Raw genomic sequence first — 16,538 nt, 5'->3', positions numbered from 1 at the left:
TTAAAACCAGTCCTCTAATTTTTCATAAATCCTCGGTAATTACGTTTCACTAACTGGCTCTCCAGCTGCTTCATTGTCTCCAAGGCTACCCCGACGACAATTAACAATGATGTTCCGCCAATCTGTGCACTTTGAGGCAATCCAGCGAATTGAATGAAAAAGATAGGAAGAATGGAAATCACGGCTAAGAATATAGAACCCACAAACGTAAGTCGATACAAAATGCTCGTAATTCTATCTTGAGTCATTTTCCCTGGACGAACCCCCGGGATATAGCCACCCTGTTTTTTAAGGTTATCAGCCATTTGTTCAGGGTTTACCTGCACAAAAGCATAGAAGTACGTAAAGGCGATAATTAATGCGACATAAACCGCCATGCCCACCGGATGTGTATTGTCAAAGTTGGCTTGAATCCACTTTGTCACATCGTTTTCTCCGAAAAATGACGCGATAGTACGCGGCGTAATAAGAAACGCAACCGCAAAGATTACCGGAATAACCCCTGCCGGATTCACTTTAAGCGGAAGGTGAGTTGACTGGCCTCCGCCAACAGGTGAACGACCTTGCCCTTTTGCATATTGAATCGCGATTTTGCGTACGGCCTGCTGAATGAATATAACACCAACAATAACGGCCAAAATCGCAATCACCAGTAAAGCGATTTTTACAATATGAATAAACAGCTGATCGCTGCTGCCGACAAATTGAGTCTCATAAATCTGCCCAACAGTTTTCGGAATACTAGCCACAATCCCCGCGAAGATGATGATCGAAATTCCGTTACCTACTCCATTGGAAGTAATTTGTTCTCCCAGCCACATTAAAAAAGCAGTTCCTCCAGTGAGTACTAAAGCAATAATCAGATATGTCGATATGCCGGATTTTTCAATCAGCATACCGTTTGCCAGGTTGTTAAACCCGTAAGACATACCTAATGCCTGGATAAAACCAAGCACAATCGTAAAATATCTCGTGAACTGAGCTAATTTACGGCGGCCGACTTCACCTTGCTTAGACCACTCGGTAAACTTCGGCACAACATCCATCTGAAGCAGCTGAATGATGATTGAAGCAGTGATGTAAGGCGTAATTCCCATCGCAAAAATGGAGAACTGATAAAGCGCACCGCCGCCAAATGTATTAAGGAGATCAAAAACCCCCATCGAACTTTGTGTCTGCAACGCCTGAGCATTTACATATGGCACAGGGATAAACGCACCTATGCGAAAGACGATTAGCATGAGTAATGTAAAAATGATTTTATTCCGAATATCACTCACACGCATAAAGTTGGAGATTGTCTTAAACAAGTTAGATCACCTCAGCTGTACCGCCAGCAGCTTCAACAGCTTCTTTCGCAGAAGCAGAGAATTTATTGGCTTTTACAGTTAATTTTTTCTCTAATTTACCGTTGCCAAGAATCTTTACTCCTGCATTAAGTTTGCTAATAACACCAGTCTCAAGAAGAAGTTCAGGAGTGACTTCCGTTCCTTCCGCAAAACCGTTCAATTTGTCTACGTTCACAATAGCGTATTCCTTACGGTTGATGTTTGTAAAACCGCGTTTAGGAAGACGTTGGAATAAAGGCATTTGTCCCCCCTCGAATCCAGGGCGTACACCGCCGCCAGAACGAGCGTTTTGACCTTTGTGACCTTTACCAGCTGTTTTACCGTTACCAGAACCAATACCACGACCTACGCGATTGCGTACTTTACGTGAACCTTCTGAAGGCTTTAATTCATGAAGTTTCATTAGGACACCTCCTTAGCCTATAATTTATTTTTATTGTTCTTTAACAGAAACTAGATGAGATACTTTATTAATCATACCGCGGATCGCAGCGTTATCTTCATGAACGACAGTTTGGTTTGTTTTCTTTAAACCAAGTGTTCTTACAGTAACGCGCTGATCTTCCGGGCGACCGATTACACTGCGTTTGAGGGTAATTTCTAATTTAGCCATTAATGTTCCCTCCTTATCCTAACAGTTCTTCTACAGATTTTCCACGAAGCTTCGCAACCTCTTCGGCACGTTTAAGCTCACTTAAACCTTGAAGTGTTGCACGGATCATGTTGATCGGTGTGTTAGAACCTAAAGACTTAGAAAGGATATCAGCAACGCCAGCAAGCTCAAGTACCGCACGTACAGGGCCTCCAGCGATAACTCCAGTACCTTCAGAAGCAGGTTTCAACAAGATATTGCCTGCACCGAAACGTCCGATGATTTCGTGTGGAATCGTAGTTCCAACCATTGGTACTTCAATCAAATTCTTTTTCGCATCTTCAACAGCTTTGCGGATGGCTTCAGGTACTTCTTGTGCTTTACCAGTACCGAAACCTACGTGACCGTTTTTGTCACCGACAACGACTAGAGCTGCGAAACGGAAACGACGACCACCTTTAACAACTTTCGCTACGCGGTTAACCGTAACTAAGCGTTCTTCTAACTCTAATTTGCTTGGGTCAATACGACGCATAATCATGTGTCCCTCCTTTTTTTATTAAAATTTCAGTCCGGCTTCACGAGCTGCATCGGCCAGAGCTTTTACACGTCCATGGTATAAGTATCCGCCGCGGTCAAATACTACGTCAGAAACACCTTTCTCAGAAGCGCGTTTCGCAACGAGTTCACCGACTTTAGCAGCAGCAGCGCTGTCACCAGTGCTTTCCACGTTCAAATCTTTATCGAGAGTAGAGGCACTAGCAAGTGTAACGCCATTTACATCATCGATGATTTGAGCATAAATGTGTTTGTTTGAACGGAACACATTCAGACGAGGTCTTTCAGCTGTGCCTGAAAGTTTAGCACGAACACGGGCATGTCTTTTTTGACGAGCAGCATTTTTGCTAGTTTTCGTAATCATCCTTAGGTCACTCCTTTCTTCACTTTAAGCGGTCTTACTTAGCAGATTTACCTTCTTTACGGCGAACAACTTCACCTTCGTAGCGGATTCCTTTACCTTTGTAAGGCTCTGGAGAACGTACAGCGCGGATGTTAGCAGCGATAGCTCCTACACGCTCTTTGTCTGTACCTTTTACAACTACTTTAGTTTGAGAAGGAACTTCGATTTCGATGCCCTCTTCAGGAACGATCTCAACAGGGTGAGAGTATCCAACGTTTAAAACAAGTTTGTTTCCGGATTTAGCCGCACGATAACCGACACCGACTAATTCCAAACCTCTTTCAAATCCTTTAGATACGCCTTCAACCATGTTTCCAAGCAGACTGCGAGTCGTACCATGCAGCGCACGGTGCTCTTTGTGATCAGAAGGACGAGTAACTGTAAGCACGTTGTCCTCAATTTTGATTTCCATATCAGGATGGAAAGTACGAGTTAATTCTCCTTTTGGTCCTTTTACAGCTACAGTGTTGCCTTCGTTCAGCGTTACTGTAACTCCAGAAGGGATCTCAAGCAGTTTTTTACCTACACGAGACATACTAAAACACCTCCATTCTTGTTAAACTTCTTACCAAACGTATGCTAGTACTTCTCCACCAGCTTGTTTTGCACGGGCTTCTTTGTCCGTTAAAACACCTTGTGATGTAGAAATAATCGCGATTCCAAGACCGTTAAGTACGCGAGGTACTTCATTTGATTTAGCGTATACACGCAAACCTGGTTTGCTGATTCTTTTAAGACCAGTGATAACGCGCTCGTTGTTTTGTCCGTATTTCAAGAAAACGCGGATGATACCTTGTTTGCTGTCTTCTACGAACTCAACGTCACGAATGAAACCTTCACGCTTTAAAATGTCAGCAATTTCTCTTTTCAATTTAGAAGCAGGAATTTCAAGCTTCTCATGACGTACCATGTTTGCATTGCGAATACGAGTCAGCATATCTGCAATTGGATCTGTCATAACCATTATATAATTACCTCCTTCCCATTCTTGGGGATTACCAGCTGGCTTTTTTCACGCCAGGAATTTGTCCTTTATATGCAAGCTCACGGAAACAAATACGGCAAAGTTTAAATTTACGAATGACTGAGTGCGGACGTCCGCAGCGTTCACAGCGAGTGTACTCTTGCACTTTAAACTTTGGTGTACGTTGTTGTTTCGCAATCATTGACTTTTTAGCCACGATTTCGCCTCCCTTTCATTGATTATTTCTGGAACGGCATACCTACTTGAGTTAATAGCTCACGAGCCTCTTCGTCAGAGTTAGCAGTCGTTACGATAACGATGTCCATTCCGCGAACCTTTGTTACTTTATCGTAGTCAATTTCAGGGAAGATTAACTGTTCTTTAATACCAAGAGTGTAGTTTCCGCGACCGTCGAAAGATTTCTTAGAAATCCCGCGGAAGTCACGTACACGCGGTAAAGATACAGAAATAAGTTTATCAAGGAAATCATACATGCGCTCTCCGCGAAGAGTTACTTTCGCACCGATAGGCATTCCCTCACGAAGACGGAATCCAGCAATTGATTTCTTCGCACGAGTAACGACAGGTTTTTGACCTGCGATAAACGTTAATTCTTCAACAGCACTGTCGATTGCTTTCGCGTTTTGAACAGCATCACCGACACCCATGTTGATTACGATTTTTTCGATTTTTGGCACCTGCATAACAGAGTCGTAGTTGAACTTCGTCATCAAAGCAGGTGAAATTTCTTTATTGTACTTTTCTTTAAGGCGGTTCATGAGATAGACCTCCCTTCCTTTAAATACTATTTATCTAAGACTTGCCCAGATTTTTTTGCAACACGAACTTTTTTGCCATCTTCCACTTTGTATCCTACGCGAGTCACTTCACCTGTTTTAGGATCGAGCGGCATAACGTTTGATACATGAATTGGCGCCTCTTGATTAGAAATACCGCCTTGAGGGTTTGCTTGAGTTGGTTTAGAGTGCTTCTTCACCATGTTTACGCCCTCAACTAGAACGCGGTCCTTTTTAGGAAAAGCAGCAAGGATCGTACCTTGTTTGCCTTTATCTTTACCAGAGATAACCATTACTTTATCGCCTTTTTTCACATGCATCCTGATCGCACCTCCTTGAGTAAGGCATTTATTTCATTAGATAACTTCTGGAGCCAGAGAAACAATTTTCATGAAGTTGTTTTCACGTAATTCACGAGCAACCGGTCCGAAGATACGAGTTCCACGCGGGCTCTTGTCGTCACGGATGATAACACATGCATTCTCATCGAAGCTGATGTATGATCCGTCAGTTCTGCGTGCTCCGCTTTTTGTGCGAACGATAACAGCTCTTACGACTTCACCTTTTTTGACAACGCCTCCTGGTGTTGCTTGTTTAACCGTGCAAACAATTACATCACCAATGTTAGCCGTTTTACGTCCAGAACCGCCAAGAACTTTAATAGTAAGTACCTCACGCGCACCGGAGTTGTCAGCAACTTTTAAACGAGTCTCTTGTTGAATCATTATTTGTTACCTCCCTTCGGAAAAAGAATTCCGAACTTTATTAGATAATAACAGCTTCTTCGACAACTTCTACTAGACGAAAACGTTTAGTTGCAGATAATGGACGAGTTTCCATGATCTTCACGATGTCTCCGATTTTAGCTTGATTATTTTCATCATGTGCTTTTAATTTCTTTGAGTATTTTACGCGTTTACCGTAAATAGGATCCTTTTTGTATGTTTCAACAACAACAGTGATGGTTTTATCCATTTTGTCAGAAACAACACGGCCTTGGTAAACCTTGCGTTGGTTACGTTCGCTCATGCTCACGACCTCCCCTCAGTGATTATTTGTTAGCAGCAATTTCTCTTTCACGAATCACAGTTTTCATGCGCGCGATAGCTTTGCGCACTTCACGAATGCGAGCAGTATTTTCAAGTTGTCCTGTCGCTAATTGAAAGCGAAGATTGAAAAGTTCTTCTTTAAGAGACTTTACTTTTTGTTCAATTTCAGCAGTGGTAAGGTCACGAATTTCATTAGCTTTCATTTGATTCACCACCAATTTCTTCACGTTTTACGAACTTCGTTTTAATTGGCAATTTGTGAGATGCAAGACGAAGCGCTTCACGAGCTACCTCTTCAGACACACCAGAAATCTCAAATAAAACTTTGCCCGGTTTTACAACAGCTACCCAGCCTTCAGGAGCCCCTTTACCGGAACCCATCCGTACCTCAAGCGGTTTAGCAGTGTAAGGTTTTGAAGGGAAAATTTTAATCCAAACTTTACCGCCACGTTTCATGTAACGAGTCATCGCAATACGTGCAGCTTCGATTTGGCGGTTCGTGATCCAAGAAGCTTCAAGAGCCTGGATACCGTACTCACCAAAATGTACTTCAGTACCGCCTTTAGCGCGACCGCGCATTTTTCCGCGATGCTCTCTGCGATATTTAACGCGTTTTGGTAATAACATATTATTTTCCTCCTTCCTCAGTTTTCTTCTTAGTAGGAAGAACCTCTCCACGATAGATCCAGACTTTTACACCGAGCTTACCGTAAGTTGTGTCAGCTTCAGATGTTGCATAGTCGATGTCAGCACGTAAAGTGTGCAATGGAACAGTTCCTTCACTGTAGTATTCAGAACGAGCGATGTCAGCTCCGCCAAGACGGCCGGAAACCATTGTTTTCACACCTTGTGCTCCAGCACGCATAGTGCGTTGGATTTGTTGTTTCTGCGCACGGCGGAAAGAAATACGGTTTTCTAGTTGACGAGCGATGTTGTCAGCTACAAGCTGAGCATCAAGATCTGCTCTTTTGATTTCAAGAATGTTAATGTGTACACGCTTGCCAGTTAGGCTGTTAAGGGCTTTACGAAGTGCTTCAACTTCAGATCCGCCTTTACCGATTACCATACCAGGCTTAGCAGTGTGGATCGTAATGTTAACGCGGTTTGCTGCGCGCTCGATTTCTACTTTAGAAACAGAAGCGTCAGAAAGGCGTTTGCTAATGAATTCACGAATTTTTAAATCTTCGTGCAGGAAGTCAGCGTAATCTTTACCAGCGTACCACTTAGATTCCCAATCACGAATGACTCCGATACGAAGACCGACTGGATTTACCTTTTGACCCACTACTTATCCCTCCTTCTTTTCTGATACAACGATTGTAATGTGGCTCGTACGTTTGTTGATTTGGCTCGCACGTCCCATAGCACGCGGGCGGAATCTTTTTAACGTTGGGCCTTCGTCAACAAATGCCTGAGAAATAACCAGATTGTTAGCGTCCATCTCGTAGTTGTGCTCAGCATTTGCGATAGCAGATTTTAAAACTTTTTCGATGATTGGAGAAGCAGCTCTCGGAGTTAGGTTCAAGATAGATACTGCTTCGCCTACTTGCTTACCTCGAATCAGGTCCATTACTAGACGTGCTTTACGAGGAGCAATACGGACTGTTCTTGCAACAGCTTTAGCTTGCATTTAAAAGCCTCCTCTCTTAGCGTCTTGTTTTTTTATCGTCACTGGCGTGGCCTTTGTAAGTACGAGTCGGTGCGAATTCGCCCAACTTGTGGCCTACCATGTCTTCAGAAATGAATACAGGCACGTGTTTACGTCCGTCATATACTGCGATTGTGTGACCGATAAATTGTGGGAAAATAGTTGAACGGCGAGACCAAGTTTTTACAACTTGTTTCTTGTCCGTTTCATTTAATTTCTCGATTTTTGTCATCAAGTGTCCATCGACAAATGGTCCTTTTTTCAAGCTGCGAGCCATTTTGGAACCTCCCTTCGTGATTGCACTACGGTCCGAAATGAACCGTAGACAACCCCGTTATTTATTTTTACGACGACGTACGATAAATTTATCAGATTTGTTCTTTTTCTTACGTGTCTTGAATCCAAGAGTCGGTTTGCCCCAAGGAGACATTGGTGATTTACGTCCGATTGGCGCGCGACCTTCACCACCACCGTGCGGGTGATCGTTAGGGTTCATTACAGAACCGCGGACTGTAGGGCGGATGCCTTTCCAGCGAGAGCGTCCTGCTTTACCAACGTTGATAAGTTCGTGCTGCTCGTTACCTACTTGACCGATAGAAGCGCGGCAAGCAGAAAGGATCATGCGAACTTCACCAGAGTTAAGACGTACAAGAACGTATTTGCCTTCTTTACCAAGAACCTGAGCAGATGTACCAGCTGAACGTACAAGCTGTCCGCCTTTACCAGGTTTTAATTCAATGTTATGCACAACAGTACCAACAGGGATGTTGATAAGCGGAAGTGCGTTACCTACTTTGATGTCAGCTTCAGGGCCGGACATGATTTCAGTACCTACTTGAATTCCTTTTGGTGCAAGAATGTAACGTTTTTCTCCGTCTACATAGTTGATTAGTGCGATGTTAGCTGAACGGTTTGGATCGTATTCAACTGTAGCAACGCGTCCAGGTATACCATCTTTATCGCGTTTGAAGTCGATAACACGGTATTGGCGTTTGTGTCCGCCACCTTGGTGACGTACAGTCAATTTACCTTGGTTGTTACGTCCGCCTTTTTTGTGAAGGGGAGCAAGCAAGGATTTTTCCGGCTGGTCAGTCGTGATTTCAGCAAAATCTGAAGTTGTCATGCCACGACGTCCGTTAGAGGTCGGTTTATACTTTTTAATCGCCATTTTGAATTTCCCTCCTTCTTTTTACAGATAATTAAGCTTCAAAAATTTCGATTTCTTTGCTGTCTGCAGTAAGTTTTACGATCGCTTTTCTGCGACGGCTAGTCATACCAGTATAGCGGCCGACACGTTTTGATTTCCCTTTGTAGTTCATGATGTTGACTTTGTCAACTTTCACTCCAAAGATACTTTCAACTGCATCTTTCACTTCTGTTTTATTAGCTCTTACATCAACTTCAAAAGTATATTTCTTTTCAGTCATTAAATCAGCAGAACGTTCAGTAATGACGGGGCGCTTAAGAACATCACGAGGATCTTTCATTATGCAAGCACCTCCTCTACTTTTTCAACCGCAGCTTTTGTAATCAGAAGCTTCTCGTGGTTGACAACGTCTAACACGTTGATTCCGTTAGCTTGAACAACTGTAACTCCAGGGATGTTGCGTGTAGAAAGAGATACTGCTTCGTTTGCATCCGCAGTTACGATTAAAGCTTTTTTCTCAACAGACAATCCTTTAAGGATAGCTGTCATTTCTTTTGTTTTAACCGTATCAAGAGTAAGATCTTCAAGAACAATAATGTTGTTGTCGTTCACTTTAGAAGACAATACTGATTTGATTGCCAAGCGGCGAACTTTTTTAGGTAATTTGTAAGAATAGCTGCGTGGTGTTGGGCCGAATACGACACCACCTCCGCGCCATTGCGGTGAACGGATTGAACCTTGACGGGCACGACCTGTACCTTTTTGACGCCATGGTTTGCGACCTCCGCCGCGTACTTCAGAACGATTTTTTACTTTGTGAGATCCTTGACGTAAGGAAGCTCTTTGCATAAGAATAGCGTCGAATACTACGCTCTCATTTGGCTCAATTCCAAATACAGAAGCGTTTAATTCGATATCACCAGCAGTAGAACCGTTTTGGTTGTATAATGCTACTTTTGGCATGATCAATTTCCTCCTTTCCTAAGAGACTTATTTAGATTTAACAGCACTTTTTACAGTGATTAAAGTTTTTCTCGCACCAGGTACGTTACCTTTAATCAAAAGAAGATTGCGCTCAGCATCAACTTTTACGATTTCAAGGTTTTGGACAGTGATTTGATCTCCGCCCATGCGTCCAGGTAATAGTTTACCTTTGAATACACGGTTAGGATCTACAGGTCCCATTGAACCAGGACGACGGTGGTAGCGTGAACCGTGAGACATAGGTCCGCGAGATTGTCCGTGGCGCTTGATCGCACCTTGGAAACCTTTACCTTTAGATACTCCTGTTACATCTACGATTTCTCCTGCAGAGAAAATTTCAACCTTGACTTCCTGACCAATTTCATACGCATCCATATCCACGCCGCGTAATTCTTTAACGAAGCGCTTAGGAGCAGTTTCCGCTTTTGCAACGTGTCCTTTTTCCGGTTTGTTTGAAAGCTTTTCACGCTTATCGTCAAAACCAAGCTGGATCGCTTCATAGCCATCGTTTTCAGCTGTTTTCTTTTGAAGAACAACGTTTGGAGCTGCTTCAATAACAGTTACCGGGATAAGATCACCGTTCTCTGCGAATACTTGCGTCATACCAATTTTTCTTCCTAAGATTCCTTTGGTCATTCGTCACACCTCCTATTAAGATCATTCTATATTTTTGAATTAAAGTTTGATTTCGATATCGACACCAGATGGTAAGTCTAATCGCATGAGAGCATCAACAGTTTGTGGTGTTGGGTTCACAATGTCGATTAAACGTTTATGTGTACGCATTTCAAATTGCTCACGAGAATCTTTGTATTTGTGCACCGCACGAAGGATTGTGTAAACTGATTTTTCAGTTGGCAACGGAATCGGACCAGATACGCTGGCACCAGAACGTTTTGCCGTTTCAACAATCTTCTCTGCAGATTGATCAAGGATTCTATGATCATATGCTTTTAAACGAATACGAATTTTTTGTTTTGCCATTATTTTCCCTCCTTTTCGCCTACATCACGTTAGACAGTTCTCCGTGAGAAAAACCTGATCACCTTGCCATGGCAAAGCGGCCGGGTGTGTCAGCAACCTCTCACTTCATCGCAGTCAAAGACCAACATACACTATTATACAGAAAATAGACGTATGTTGCAAGGTTTATTTGAAGAACCTTGTGGTTTTCACACTTTGATTATTATACAGGTGATGTCTTGATTAATCAAGGATATGCCTGTTTTCTTTCAGAGATGGAAAGATGCGAATCGGCTGACAACTTCGGCAAAGCGGTCAGGCTCCTCCAAGTGAGGCGAATGGGCTGAGTTTTCAAACCAGTGCCATTCTTTATACGGCGCTTCAACCTTCTGATAATATTCGTAAGATGTCGTTCCCGGAACCGTCAAATCGAATTTGCCTGACATAAAACAGCATGGTATTTCAATAGAAGAAACTGATTTCCCGGCATCAAAGAAAATGAGATCCTCCCACAGATGTTTCAGGCTGAACATTTGTCCCCGCGCAGCCAAAAAGCTCCCTCTCACACCGTACGGTTCCCCAAACAGCATTCGTCCGCCTGCTTTTAGAGCGCCGATCGGATTGTGGGTGAAGCCTCCTCCCTTCATCTCGATACAAAGCAGAAACAAAGACCGCTGCACCTGTCCGTCCCATGGAGGTGCACCGATAAAATCCAGCGTCTTTTGCAGCAGGCGGTGCTTACGCTCCCTGCTCCATGCTGTCAGCTGCCGGTAAGCTTCTGCTTCCTCCTTTTGGATATTAACCACTTGACTGATACCGATATACGCATAATACAAATCAGATCTCTTTTGAAGAACGTGAAGCGCCAAAACTGATCCCCACGAATAGCCTGCGATATATACTTTTTGCCTGCCGAATTGCTTACATAAACGTTCGGTCAAATGAATGGTGTCGGCCGTCAGCTGATCCAAAGTCATAGATGATTCTGGAATATCTTTTGAATACGAGAGTCCCGCCCCTCTCTGATCCCAGTTCACAACAGTGAAATGCTCTTCCAGCTTTTTTTGGTATTTTCTCGCATAGCCGATTTGAGGGGTGCCGGGGCCGCCGTGCAAAAACAGAAGCAGCGGATTACTCCTGTCGTCGCCATTAATCATAACGGTCTGTTCGCAGTCGTTAATCAGCAATTGCTGAAGCATTGAAATCCGTTTGTTTGTCTTGAAGTTATCATTCATCACTCTGCTCCTAAAATTTGTATAATCTCTATTATACATTGAATCAGCCGGGAAACAAAAAAAACGAGGCCCCATAAGGGACCCCGCATGTATAAACGAGTCGATTACTCAGTGATTGTAGAAACAACGCCTGAACCAACTGTACGTCCGCCTTCACGAATAGAGAAACGAGTTCCTTCTTCGATAGCGATTGTAGAGATAAGTTCAACGATCATTTCAGTGTTATCTCCAGGCATAACCATTTCTACGCCTTCTGGAAGATTGATGATACCAGTTACGTCAGTTGTACGGAAGTAGAACTGAGGACGGTAGTTAGAGAAGAATGGAGTATGACGTCCACCCTCTTCTTTAGAAAGAACGTAAACTTCAGCTTTGAATTTGCTGTGTGGAGTGATTGTACCTGGTTTAGCAAGTACTTGCCCACGTTGGATGTCTTCACGAGCTACACCGCGAAGAAGTGCACCGATGTTGTCTCCAGCTTCAGCGTAATCAAGAAGCTTACGGAACATTTCAACACCTGTAACAGTTGTTTTGCTGTTTTCTTCTTGAAGACCGATGATTTCAACTTCGTCACCGACTTTAACTTGTCCGCGTTCTACACGGCCAGTAGCAACTGTACCACGACCAGTGATTGAGAATACGTCCTCAACTGGCATCATGAATGGTTTTTCAGTGTCGCGTTCTGGAGTTGGGATGTACTCGTCAACTGCAGCCATTAGTTCAAGAATTTTTTCTTCGTACTCAGCGTCGCCTTCAAGAGCTTTAAGAGCAGAACCTTTAACAACTGGTACATCGTCACCAGGGAAGTCGTATTCGCTAAGAAGATCGCGAACTTCCATTTCAACAAGCTCAAGAAGCTCTTCGTCGTCTACCATGTCGCATTTGTTAAGGAATACAACGATGTATGGTACACCAACGTTTTTAGAAAGAAGGATGTGCTCACGAGTTTGTGGCATTGGGCCATCAGCAGCAGATACTACAAGGATAGCTCCGTCCATTTGCGCAGCACCAGTGATCATGTTTTTAACATAGTCAGCGTGTCCTGGGCAGTCAACGTGTGCATAGTGACGAGTGTCAGTTTCGTACTCAACGTGTGCAGTAGAGATTGTGATACCGCGCTCACGTTCTTCTGGAGCACCATCAATTTGATCGTACGCCATAGCTGTACCTTTACCAGATTTCTTATGAAGTACTGTTGAGATAGCAGCAGTTAATGTTGTTTTACCATGGTCAACGTGTCCAATTGTACCGATATTGGCATGTGATTTGGAACGGTCGAATTTTTCTTTAGCCATTCTAAAATCCTCCTTAAGAGCTTTTAATTAGTAATGTATAGAGTGATAGAAAGTGAAAGCAAGCTTTCACTCCCTCATCTTACAATAGTAGTTATACTTGAGTTAAGTGGCAAAATCAATTATTCGCCTTTATTTTTTTTGATAATTTCTTCAGCGATGCTCTTCGGCACTTCTTCGTAGTGATCCATGAACATTGTGAACGTACCGCGTCCTTGCGTGTTAGAACGAAGGGCAGTAGCGTAACCGAACATTTCAGCAAGAGGTACCATCGCACGCACAACTTGAGCGTTACCGCGAGCTTCCATACCTTCTACGCGTCCGCGACGAGAAGTAACATCACCCATGATGTCTCCCATGTATTCTTCAGGAATAACAACTTCAACTTTCATGATTGGTTCAAGAAGAACTGGGTTACATTTGCTGACTGCATTTTTCAATGCCATAGAAGCAGCGACTTTAAACGCCATTTCATTTGAGTCAACATCATGGTAAGATCCATCAAAAAGTTTCGCCTTGATGTCGATTAGCGGGAATCCGGCTAGGACACCATTTTCAAGAGAGTCTTCAAGACCTGCTTGTACGGCTGGGATGTATTCACGAGGAACAACACCACCGACGATTGCGTTTTCGAATTCAAAGCCAGCGCCTTCTTCGTTCGGTTCAAATTCGATCCAAACGTGACCGAACTGACCGCGTCCGCCTGATTGACGTACGAATTTACCTTCAACTTTTGCACCGGTACGGAATGTCTCACGGTACGCAACTTGAGGAGCACCAACGTTAGCTTCAACTTTGAACTCACGCTTCATACGATCAACAATGATATCAAGGTGAAGCTCACCCATACCAGAGATGATTGTTTGACCCGTTTCAGGGTTTGTTTGTGTACGGAATGTAGGATCTTCTTCAGCAAGTTTCGCTAAAGCGATACCCATTTTATCTTGGTCAGCTTTTGATTTAGGCTCAATCGCTACGTCGATAACAGGCTCTGGGAATTCCATTGATTCAAGGATTACAAGATCCTTCTCATCACATAGAGTATCTCCAGTAGAAGTATCTTTTAGACCTACAGCAGCTGCGATGTCTCCAGCGTAAACAGTAGAGATCTCTTCACGGCTGTTAGCGTGCATTTGAAGGATACGTCCTACGCGCTCACGCTTGCCTTTTGTAGAGTTCTTTACATATGAACCGGAATCAAGTGTACCGGAATATACGCGGAAGAATGTCAGCTTACCGACATAAGGGTCAGTCATAACTTTAAATGCAAGTGCAGAGAACGGCTCTTCATCAGAAGAATGACGAACGATCTCTTCATCTGTATCAGGACGTACACCTTTGATTGCAGCAACATCAGTTGGCGCAGGAAGGTAGTCAAGAACAGCATCAAGTACAAGCTGAACACCTTTGTTTTTGAAAGCAGAACCAACAAGTACAGGGTAGAATTCAACATTCAGTGTACCTTTACGGATAGCAGCTTTCAGTTCAGGGATAGTGATTTCTTCACCTTCAAGGTACTTTTCCATAAGCTCTTCATCAAGCTCAGCTACAGCTTCAATCAGGCTGCTGCGAAGCTCTTCAGCTTGCTCTTTGTACTCTTCAGGGATTTCTTTCGCATCTGAACGAGTTCCAAGGTCATCTTCGTAGAAATACGCAACGTTTTCTACTAAGTCGATGATACCTTCGAAGTTGTCTTCAGCACCGATCGGCAATTGAATTGCGTGAGCGTTAGCTTGAAGACGGTCTCTTAAAGTGCCTACAGAGTAAAGGAAGTCTGCGCCGATTTTGTCCATTTTGTTGACAAATACAACACGCGGTACTCCGTAAGTTGTTGCTTGGCGCCATACTGTTTCTGTCTGAGGCTCAACACCTGATTGAGCATCAAGTACGGCAACCGCACCATCAAGTACACGGAGTGAACGTTCAACTTCAACTGTGAAGTCTACGTGTCCCGGTGTATCGATGATGTTTACACGGTAGCCTTTCCACTGTGCAGTCGTTGCTGCAGAAGTGATTGTGATACCGCGTTCTTGTTCCTGCTCCATCCAGTCCATTTGCGAAGCACCTTCGTGAGTTTCGCCAATTTTGTGGATACGGCCTGTGTAGAACAAGATCCGTTCTGTAGTAGTCGTTTTACCGGCATCGATGTGAGCCATGATCCCGATATTACGAGTTTTTTCTAAGGAGAACTCTCTTGCCATTGGGTAATTTCTCCTTCCTTATTAGGGAATTATTATTTTGATTATATGAATCCTACCAGCGGTAGTGAGCAAATGCTTTGTTCGCTTCTGCCATCTTGTGAGTGTCTTCACGTTTCTTAACGGCAGCACCAGTGTTGTTAGCTGCATCAAGAATTTCGTTAGCTAGGCGCTCTTCCATTGTTTTTTCTCCACGAAGACGCGCATAGTTAACCAACCAGCGAAGACCAAGAGTTGTACGGCGTTCAGGACGAACTTCTACAGGCACTTGGTAGTTAGCTCCACCTACACGGCGTGCTTTTACTTCAAGTACAGGCATGATGTTTTTCAATGCTTGTTCGAAAACCTCCATTGCATCATTGCCAGTGCGTTCTTTAATGATATCGAATGACTTGTATAGGATTGTTTGAGATTTACCTTTTTTACCGTCGATCATCATTTTGTTGATCAGGCGGGATACCAGCTTAGAGTTGTAAAGCGGATCAGGTAAAACATCTCTTTTTGCTACAGGACCTTTACGTGGCATCTGAATATCCTCCCTTCATAGTTTTAATGATTTATTTAATTACTTTGCTTTAGGGCGTTTCGTACCGTACTTAGAACGGCCTTGCGCACGGTTTTCAACTCCGGCAGTATCAAGCGCACCACGAACGATGTGGTAGCGTACCCCCGGTAAGTCTTTTACACGTCCGCCGCGGATCAGTACAACGCTGTGCTCTTGCAGGTTGTGACCGATACCAGGAATGTAGGCAGTAACCTCGATTCCGTTAGTCAAACGAACACGAGCATATTTACGAAGTGCTGAGTTCGGTTTTTTCGGTGTCATTGTACCCACACGAGTACATACCCCGCGTTTTTGTGGAGAAGATACGTTAGTGTGCTCTTTTTTAAAGCTGTTGTATCCTTTGTTTAGTGCAGGTGACTTAGAGTTTTCAACTTTGCTCACGCGTCCCTTGCGAATTAGCTGATTAATTGTAGGCATGTTGTGTTCCTCCCTTCATTACGTTTTATAACCCACATACCCAGGTGGTTCATCATTAGGCAAAAAACAATGTCTTTACACAAGATTGAAATCTTATATAAAAACAAAAAGTACGCTATAACATAATGGCAACAGCTGCTGCTCCCACTTCAATTCCGCAGGCTTTGCCGAGCTTTTTCATGGAATCTACCATACAGACGTCGATGTCTCGGTTCTTTGCAAGCTGGATAACGCCAGCCGTAAGAACTGTATCCGCGTCTTTTGCCACGACGACTTCCTTTACTGAACCTCGTTTCAGAGCTTTCACTGTTTGCTTCGTACCAATAATAATTGATTTGGCCTGTGATACTTTATCATAAGACATAAACATATCCTCC

Annotated in this window: 28 protein-coding genes; all 28 read right to left on the bottom strand. The window is 43.5% G+C overall.

The annotated features are described in order from the left end of the window. Positions 1–14 precede the first annotated feature (14 nt). Positions 15–1,310, bottom strand: coding sequence for a preprotein translocase subunit SecY (secY, locus tag NYE50_RS00830; protein ID WP_007410406.1), 1,296 nt, complete (start codon positions 1,308–1,310; stop codon positions 15–17). Between the two features lies 1 nt (position 1,311). Beyond that, positions 1,312–1,752: a 50S ribosomal protein L15 gene (gene rplO, locus NYE50_RS00825; protein ID WP_003156499.1), complete on the bottom strand. Its 441-nt coding sequence runs from the start codon at positions 1,750–1,752 to the stop codon at positions 1,312–1,314. Between the two features lie 30 nt (positions 1,753–1,782). Then, positions 1,783–1,962: a 50S ribosomal protein L30 gene (gene rpmD, locus NYE50_RS00820; RefSeq protein ID WP_003156497.1), complete on the bottom strand. Its 180-nt coding sequence runs from the start codon at positions 1,960–1,962 to the stop codon at positions 1,783–1,785. A 13-nt stretch (positions 1,963–1,975) separates the two neighbouring features. Beyond that, on the bottom strand, positions 1,976–2,476 hold the full coding sequence (rpsE, locus tag NYE50_RS00815; RefSeq protein WP_003156493.1) for a 30S ribosomal protein S5: 501 nt from the start codon (positions 2,474–2,476) through the stop codon (positions 1,976–1,978). 24 nt (positions 2,477–2,500) lie between these two features. Continuing rightward, a complete protein-coding gene (gene rplR, locus NYE50_RS00810) occupies positions 2,501–2,863 on the bottom strand; it encodes a 50S ribosomal protein L18 (protein ID WP_003156492.1) in 363 nt (120 codons plus the stop codon). Between the two features lie 34 nt (positions 2,864–2,897). After that, positions 2,898–3,437, bottom strand: coding sequence for a 50S ribosomal protein L6 (gene rplF / locus NYE50_RS00805; RefSeq protein ID WP_003156490.1), 540 nt, complete (start codon positions 3,435–3,437; stop codon positions 2,898–2,900). A 30-nt stretch (positions 3,438–3,467) separates the two neighbouring features. Continuing rightward, the gene (rpsH, locus tag NYE50_RS00800; protein ID WP_003156489.1) at positions 3,468–3,866 is read right to left on the bottom strand and encodes a 30S ribosomal protein S8; all 399 of its coding nucleotides are present in this window, start codon (positions 3,864–3,866) and stop codon (positions 3,468–3,470) included. Between the two features lie 31 nt (positions 3,867–3,897). Further along, a complete protein-coding gene (gene rpsN / locus NYE50_RS00795; protein WP_003156488.1) occupies positions 3,898–4,083 on the bottom strand; it encodes a 30S ribosomal protein S14 in 186 nt (61 codons plus the stop codon). A 22-nt stretch (positions 4,084–4,105) separates the two neighbouring features. Beyond that, positions 4,106–4,645 carry a 50S ribosomal protein L5 gene (gene rplE, locus NYE50_RS00790; RefSeq protein WP_003156487.1) on the bottom strand — a complete coding sequence of 180 codons (540 nt, stop codon included), beginning with the start codon at positions 4,643–4,645 and terminating at the stop codon, positions 4,106–4,108. A 26-nt stretch (positions 4,646–4,671) separates the two neighbouring features. Beyond that, positions 4,672–4,983, bottom strand: a complete 312-nt coding sequence (rplX, locus tag NYE50_RS00785) for a 50S ribosomal protein L24 (RefSeq protein WP_003156486.1) — start codon at positions 4,981–4,983, stop codon at positions 4,672–4,674. A gap of 36 nt (positions 4,984–5,019) precedes the next feature. Beyond that, a complete protein-coding gene (gene rplN / locus NYE50_RS00780) occupies positions 5,020–5,388 on the bottom strand; it encodes a 50S ribosomal protein L14 (RefSeq protein ID WP_007410404.1) in 369 nt (122 codons plus the stop codon). A gap of 40 nt (positions 5,389–5,428) precedes the next feature. Next, positions 5,429–5,692: a 30S ribosomal protein S17 gene (gene rpsQ / locus NYE50_RS00775; RefSeq protein ID WP_016935900.1), complete on the bottom strand. Its 264-nt coding sequence runs from the start codon at positions 5,690–5,692 to the stop codon at positions 5,429–5,431. 22 nt (positions 5,693–5,714) lie between these two features. Further along, positions 5,715–5,915, bottom strand: a complete 201-nt coding sequence (rpmC, locus tag NYE50_RS00770; protein WP_003156482.1) for a 50S ribosomal protein L29 — start codon at positions 5,913–5,915, stop codon at positions 5,715–5,717. After that, positions 5,905–6,339: a 50S ribosomal protein L16 gene (gene rplP / locus NYE50_RS00765; RefSeq protein WP_003156478.1), complete on the bottom strand. Its 435-nt coding sequence runs from the start codon at positions 6,337–6,339 to the stop codon at positions 5,905–5,907. The genes rpmC and rplP overlap by 11 nt, the downstream gene beginning before the upstream one ends. A 1-nt stretch (position 6,340) precedes the next feature. After that, positions 6,341–6,997, bottom strand: a complete 657-nt coding sequence (gene rpsC / locus NYE50_RS00760) for a 30S ribosomal protein S3 (RefSeq protein ID WP_003156476.1) — start codon at positions 6,995–6,997, stop codon at positions 6,341–6,343. Positions 6,998–7,000: 3 nt separating this feature from the next. Next, positions 7,001–7,342, bottom strand: a complete 342-nt coding sequence (rplV, locus tag NYE50_RS00755) for a 50S ribosomal protein L22 (RefSeq protein ID WP_003156475.1) — start codon at positions 7,340–7,342, stop codon at positions 7,001–7,003. Between the two features lie 16 nt (positions 7,343–7,358). Further along, a complete protein-coding gene (rpsS, locus tag NYE50_RS00750; RefSeq protein WP_003156472.1) occupies positions 7,359–7,637 on the bottom strand; it encodes a 30S ribosomal protein S19 in 279 nt (92 codons plus the stop codon). A 57-nt stretch (positions 7,638–7,694) separates the two neighbouring features. After that, on the bottom strand, positions 7,695–8,528 hold the full coding sequence (rplB, locus tag NYE50_RS00745) for a 50S ribosomal protein L2 (protein WP_003156470.1): 834 nt from the start codon (positions 8,526–8,528) through the stop codon (positions 7,695–7,697). A 31-nt stretch (positions 8,529–8,559) separates the two neighbouring features. Next, positions 8,560–8,847 (bottom strand): 50S ribosomal protein L23, encoded by a 288-nt coding sequence (gene rplW / locus NYE50_RS00740; protein WP_003156467.1) that lies wholly within the window; start codon positions 8,845–8,847, stop codon positions 8,560–8,562. Further along, positions 8,847–9,470, bottom strand: a complete 624-nt coding sequence (gene rplD, locus NYE50_RS00735; RefSeq protein WP_224988806.1) for a 50S ribosomal protein L4 — start codon at positions 9,468–9,470, stop codon at positions 8,847–8,849. Before rplD ends, rplW begins: the two co-directional genes overlap by 1 nt. Positions 9,471–9,497: 27 nt before the next feature. After that, positions 9,498–10,127 (bottom strand): 50S ribosomal protein L3, encoded by a 630-nt coding sequence (gene rplC / locus NYE50_RS00730; RefSeq protein ID WP_007410402.1) that lies wholly within the window; start codon positions 10,125–10,127, stop codon positions 9,498–9,500. 39 nt (positions 10,128–10,166) lie between these two features. Next, entirely contained in the window at positions 10,167–10,475 is a 309-nt protein-coding gene (rpsJ, locus tag NYE50_RS00725; RefSeq protein ID WP_003156464.1) for a 30S ribosomal protein S10, read from the bottom strand. 248 nt (positions 10,476–10,723) lie between these two features. Next, positions 10,724–11,689, bottom strand: coding sequence for an alpha/beta fold hydrolase (locus NYE50_RS00720; RefSeq protein ID WP_060963746.1), 966 nt, complete (start codon positions 11,687–11,689; stop codon positions 10,724–10,726). 104 nt (positions 11,690–11,793) lie between these two features. Beyond that, positions 11,794–12,984 carry an elongation factor Tu gene (tuf, locus tag NYE50_RS00715; RefSeq protein WP_003156451.1) on the bottom strand — a complete coding sequence of 397 codons (1,191 nt, stop codon included), beginning with the start codon at positions 12,982–12,984 and terminating at the stop codon, positions 11,794–11,796. A 119-nt stretch (positions 12,985–13,103) separates the two neighbouring features. Then, a complete protein-coding gene (gene fusA, locus NYE50_RS00710; protein ID WP_007410399.1) occupies positions 13,104–15,182 on the bottom strand; it encodes an elongation factor G in 2,079 nt (692 codons plus the stop codon). A gap of 52 nt (positions 15,183–15,234) precedes the next feature. Beyond that, entirely contained in the window at positions 15,235–15,705 is a 471-nt protein-coding gene (rpsG, locus tag NYE50_RS00705; protein ID WP_003156447.1) for a 30S ribosomal protein S7, read from the bottom strand. A 39-nt stretch (positions 15,706–15,744) separates the two neighbouring features. Further along, a complete protein-coding gene (gene rpsL / locus NYE50_RS00700; RefSeq protein ID WP_003156445.1) occupies positions 15,745–16,161 on the bottom strand; it encodes a 30S ribosomal protein S12 in 417 nt (138 codons plus the stop codon). Between the two features lie 115 nt (positions 16,162–16,276). After that, positions 16,277–16,525 (bottom strand): 50S ribosomal protein L7ae-like protein, encoded by a 249-nt coding sequence (locus NYE50_RS00695; RefSeq protein WP_045927004.1) that lies wholly within the window; start codon positions 16,523–16,525, stop codon positions 16,277–16,279. Between the last annotated feature and the right edge of the window lie 13 nt (positions 16,526–16,538).

The sequence above is a fragment of the Bacillus sp. EU55 genome, assembly GCF_038005925.1.
Lineage (GTDB): Bacteria > Bacillota > Bacilli > Bacillales > Bacillaceae > Bacillus > Bacillus velezensis.
Note: the sequence above shows the minus strand (reverse complement) of the source record. Positions and strands in the feature narration are given on the sequence as shown.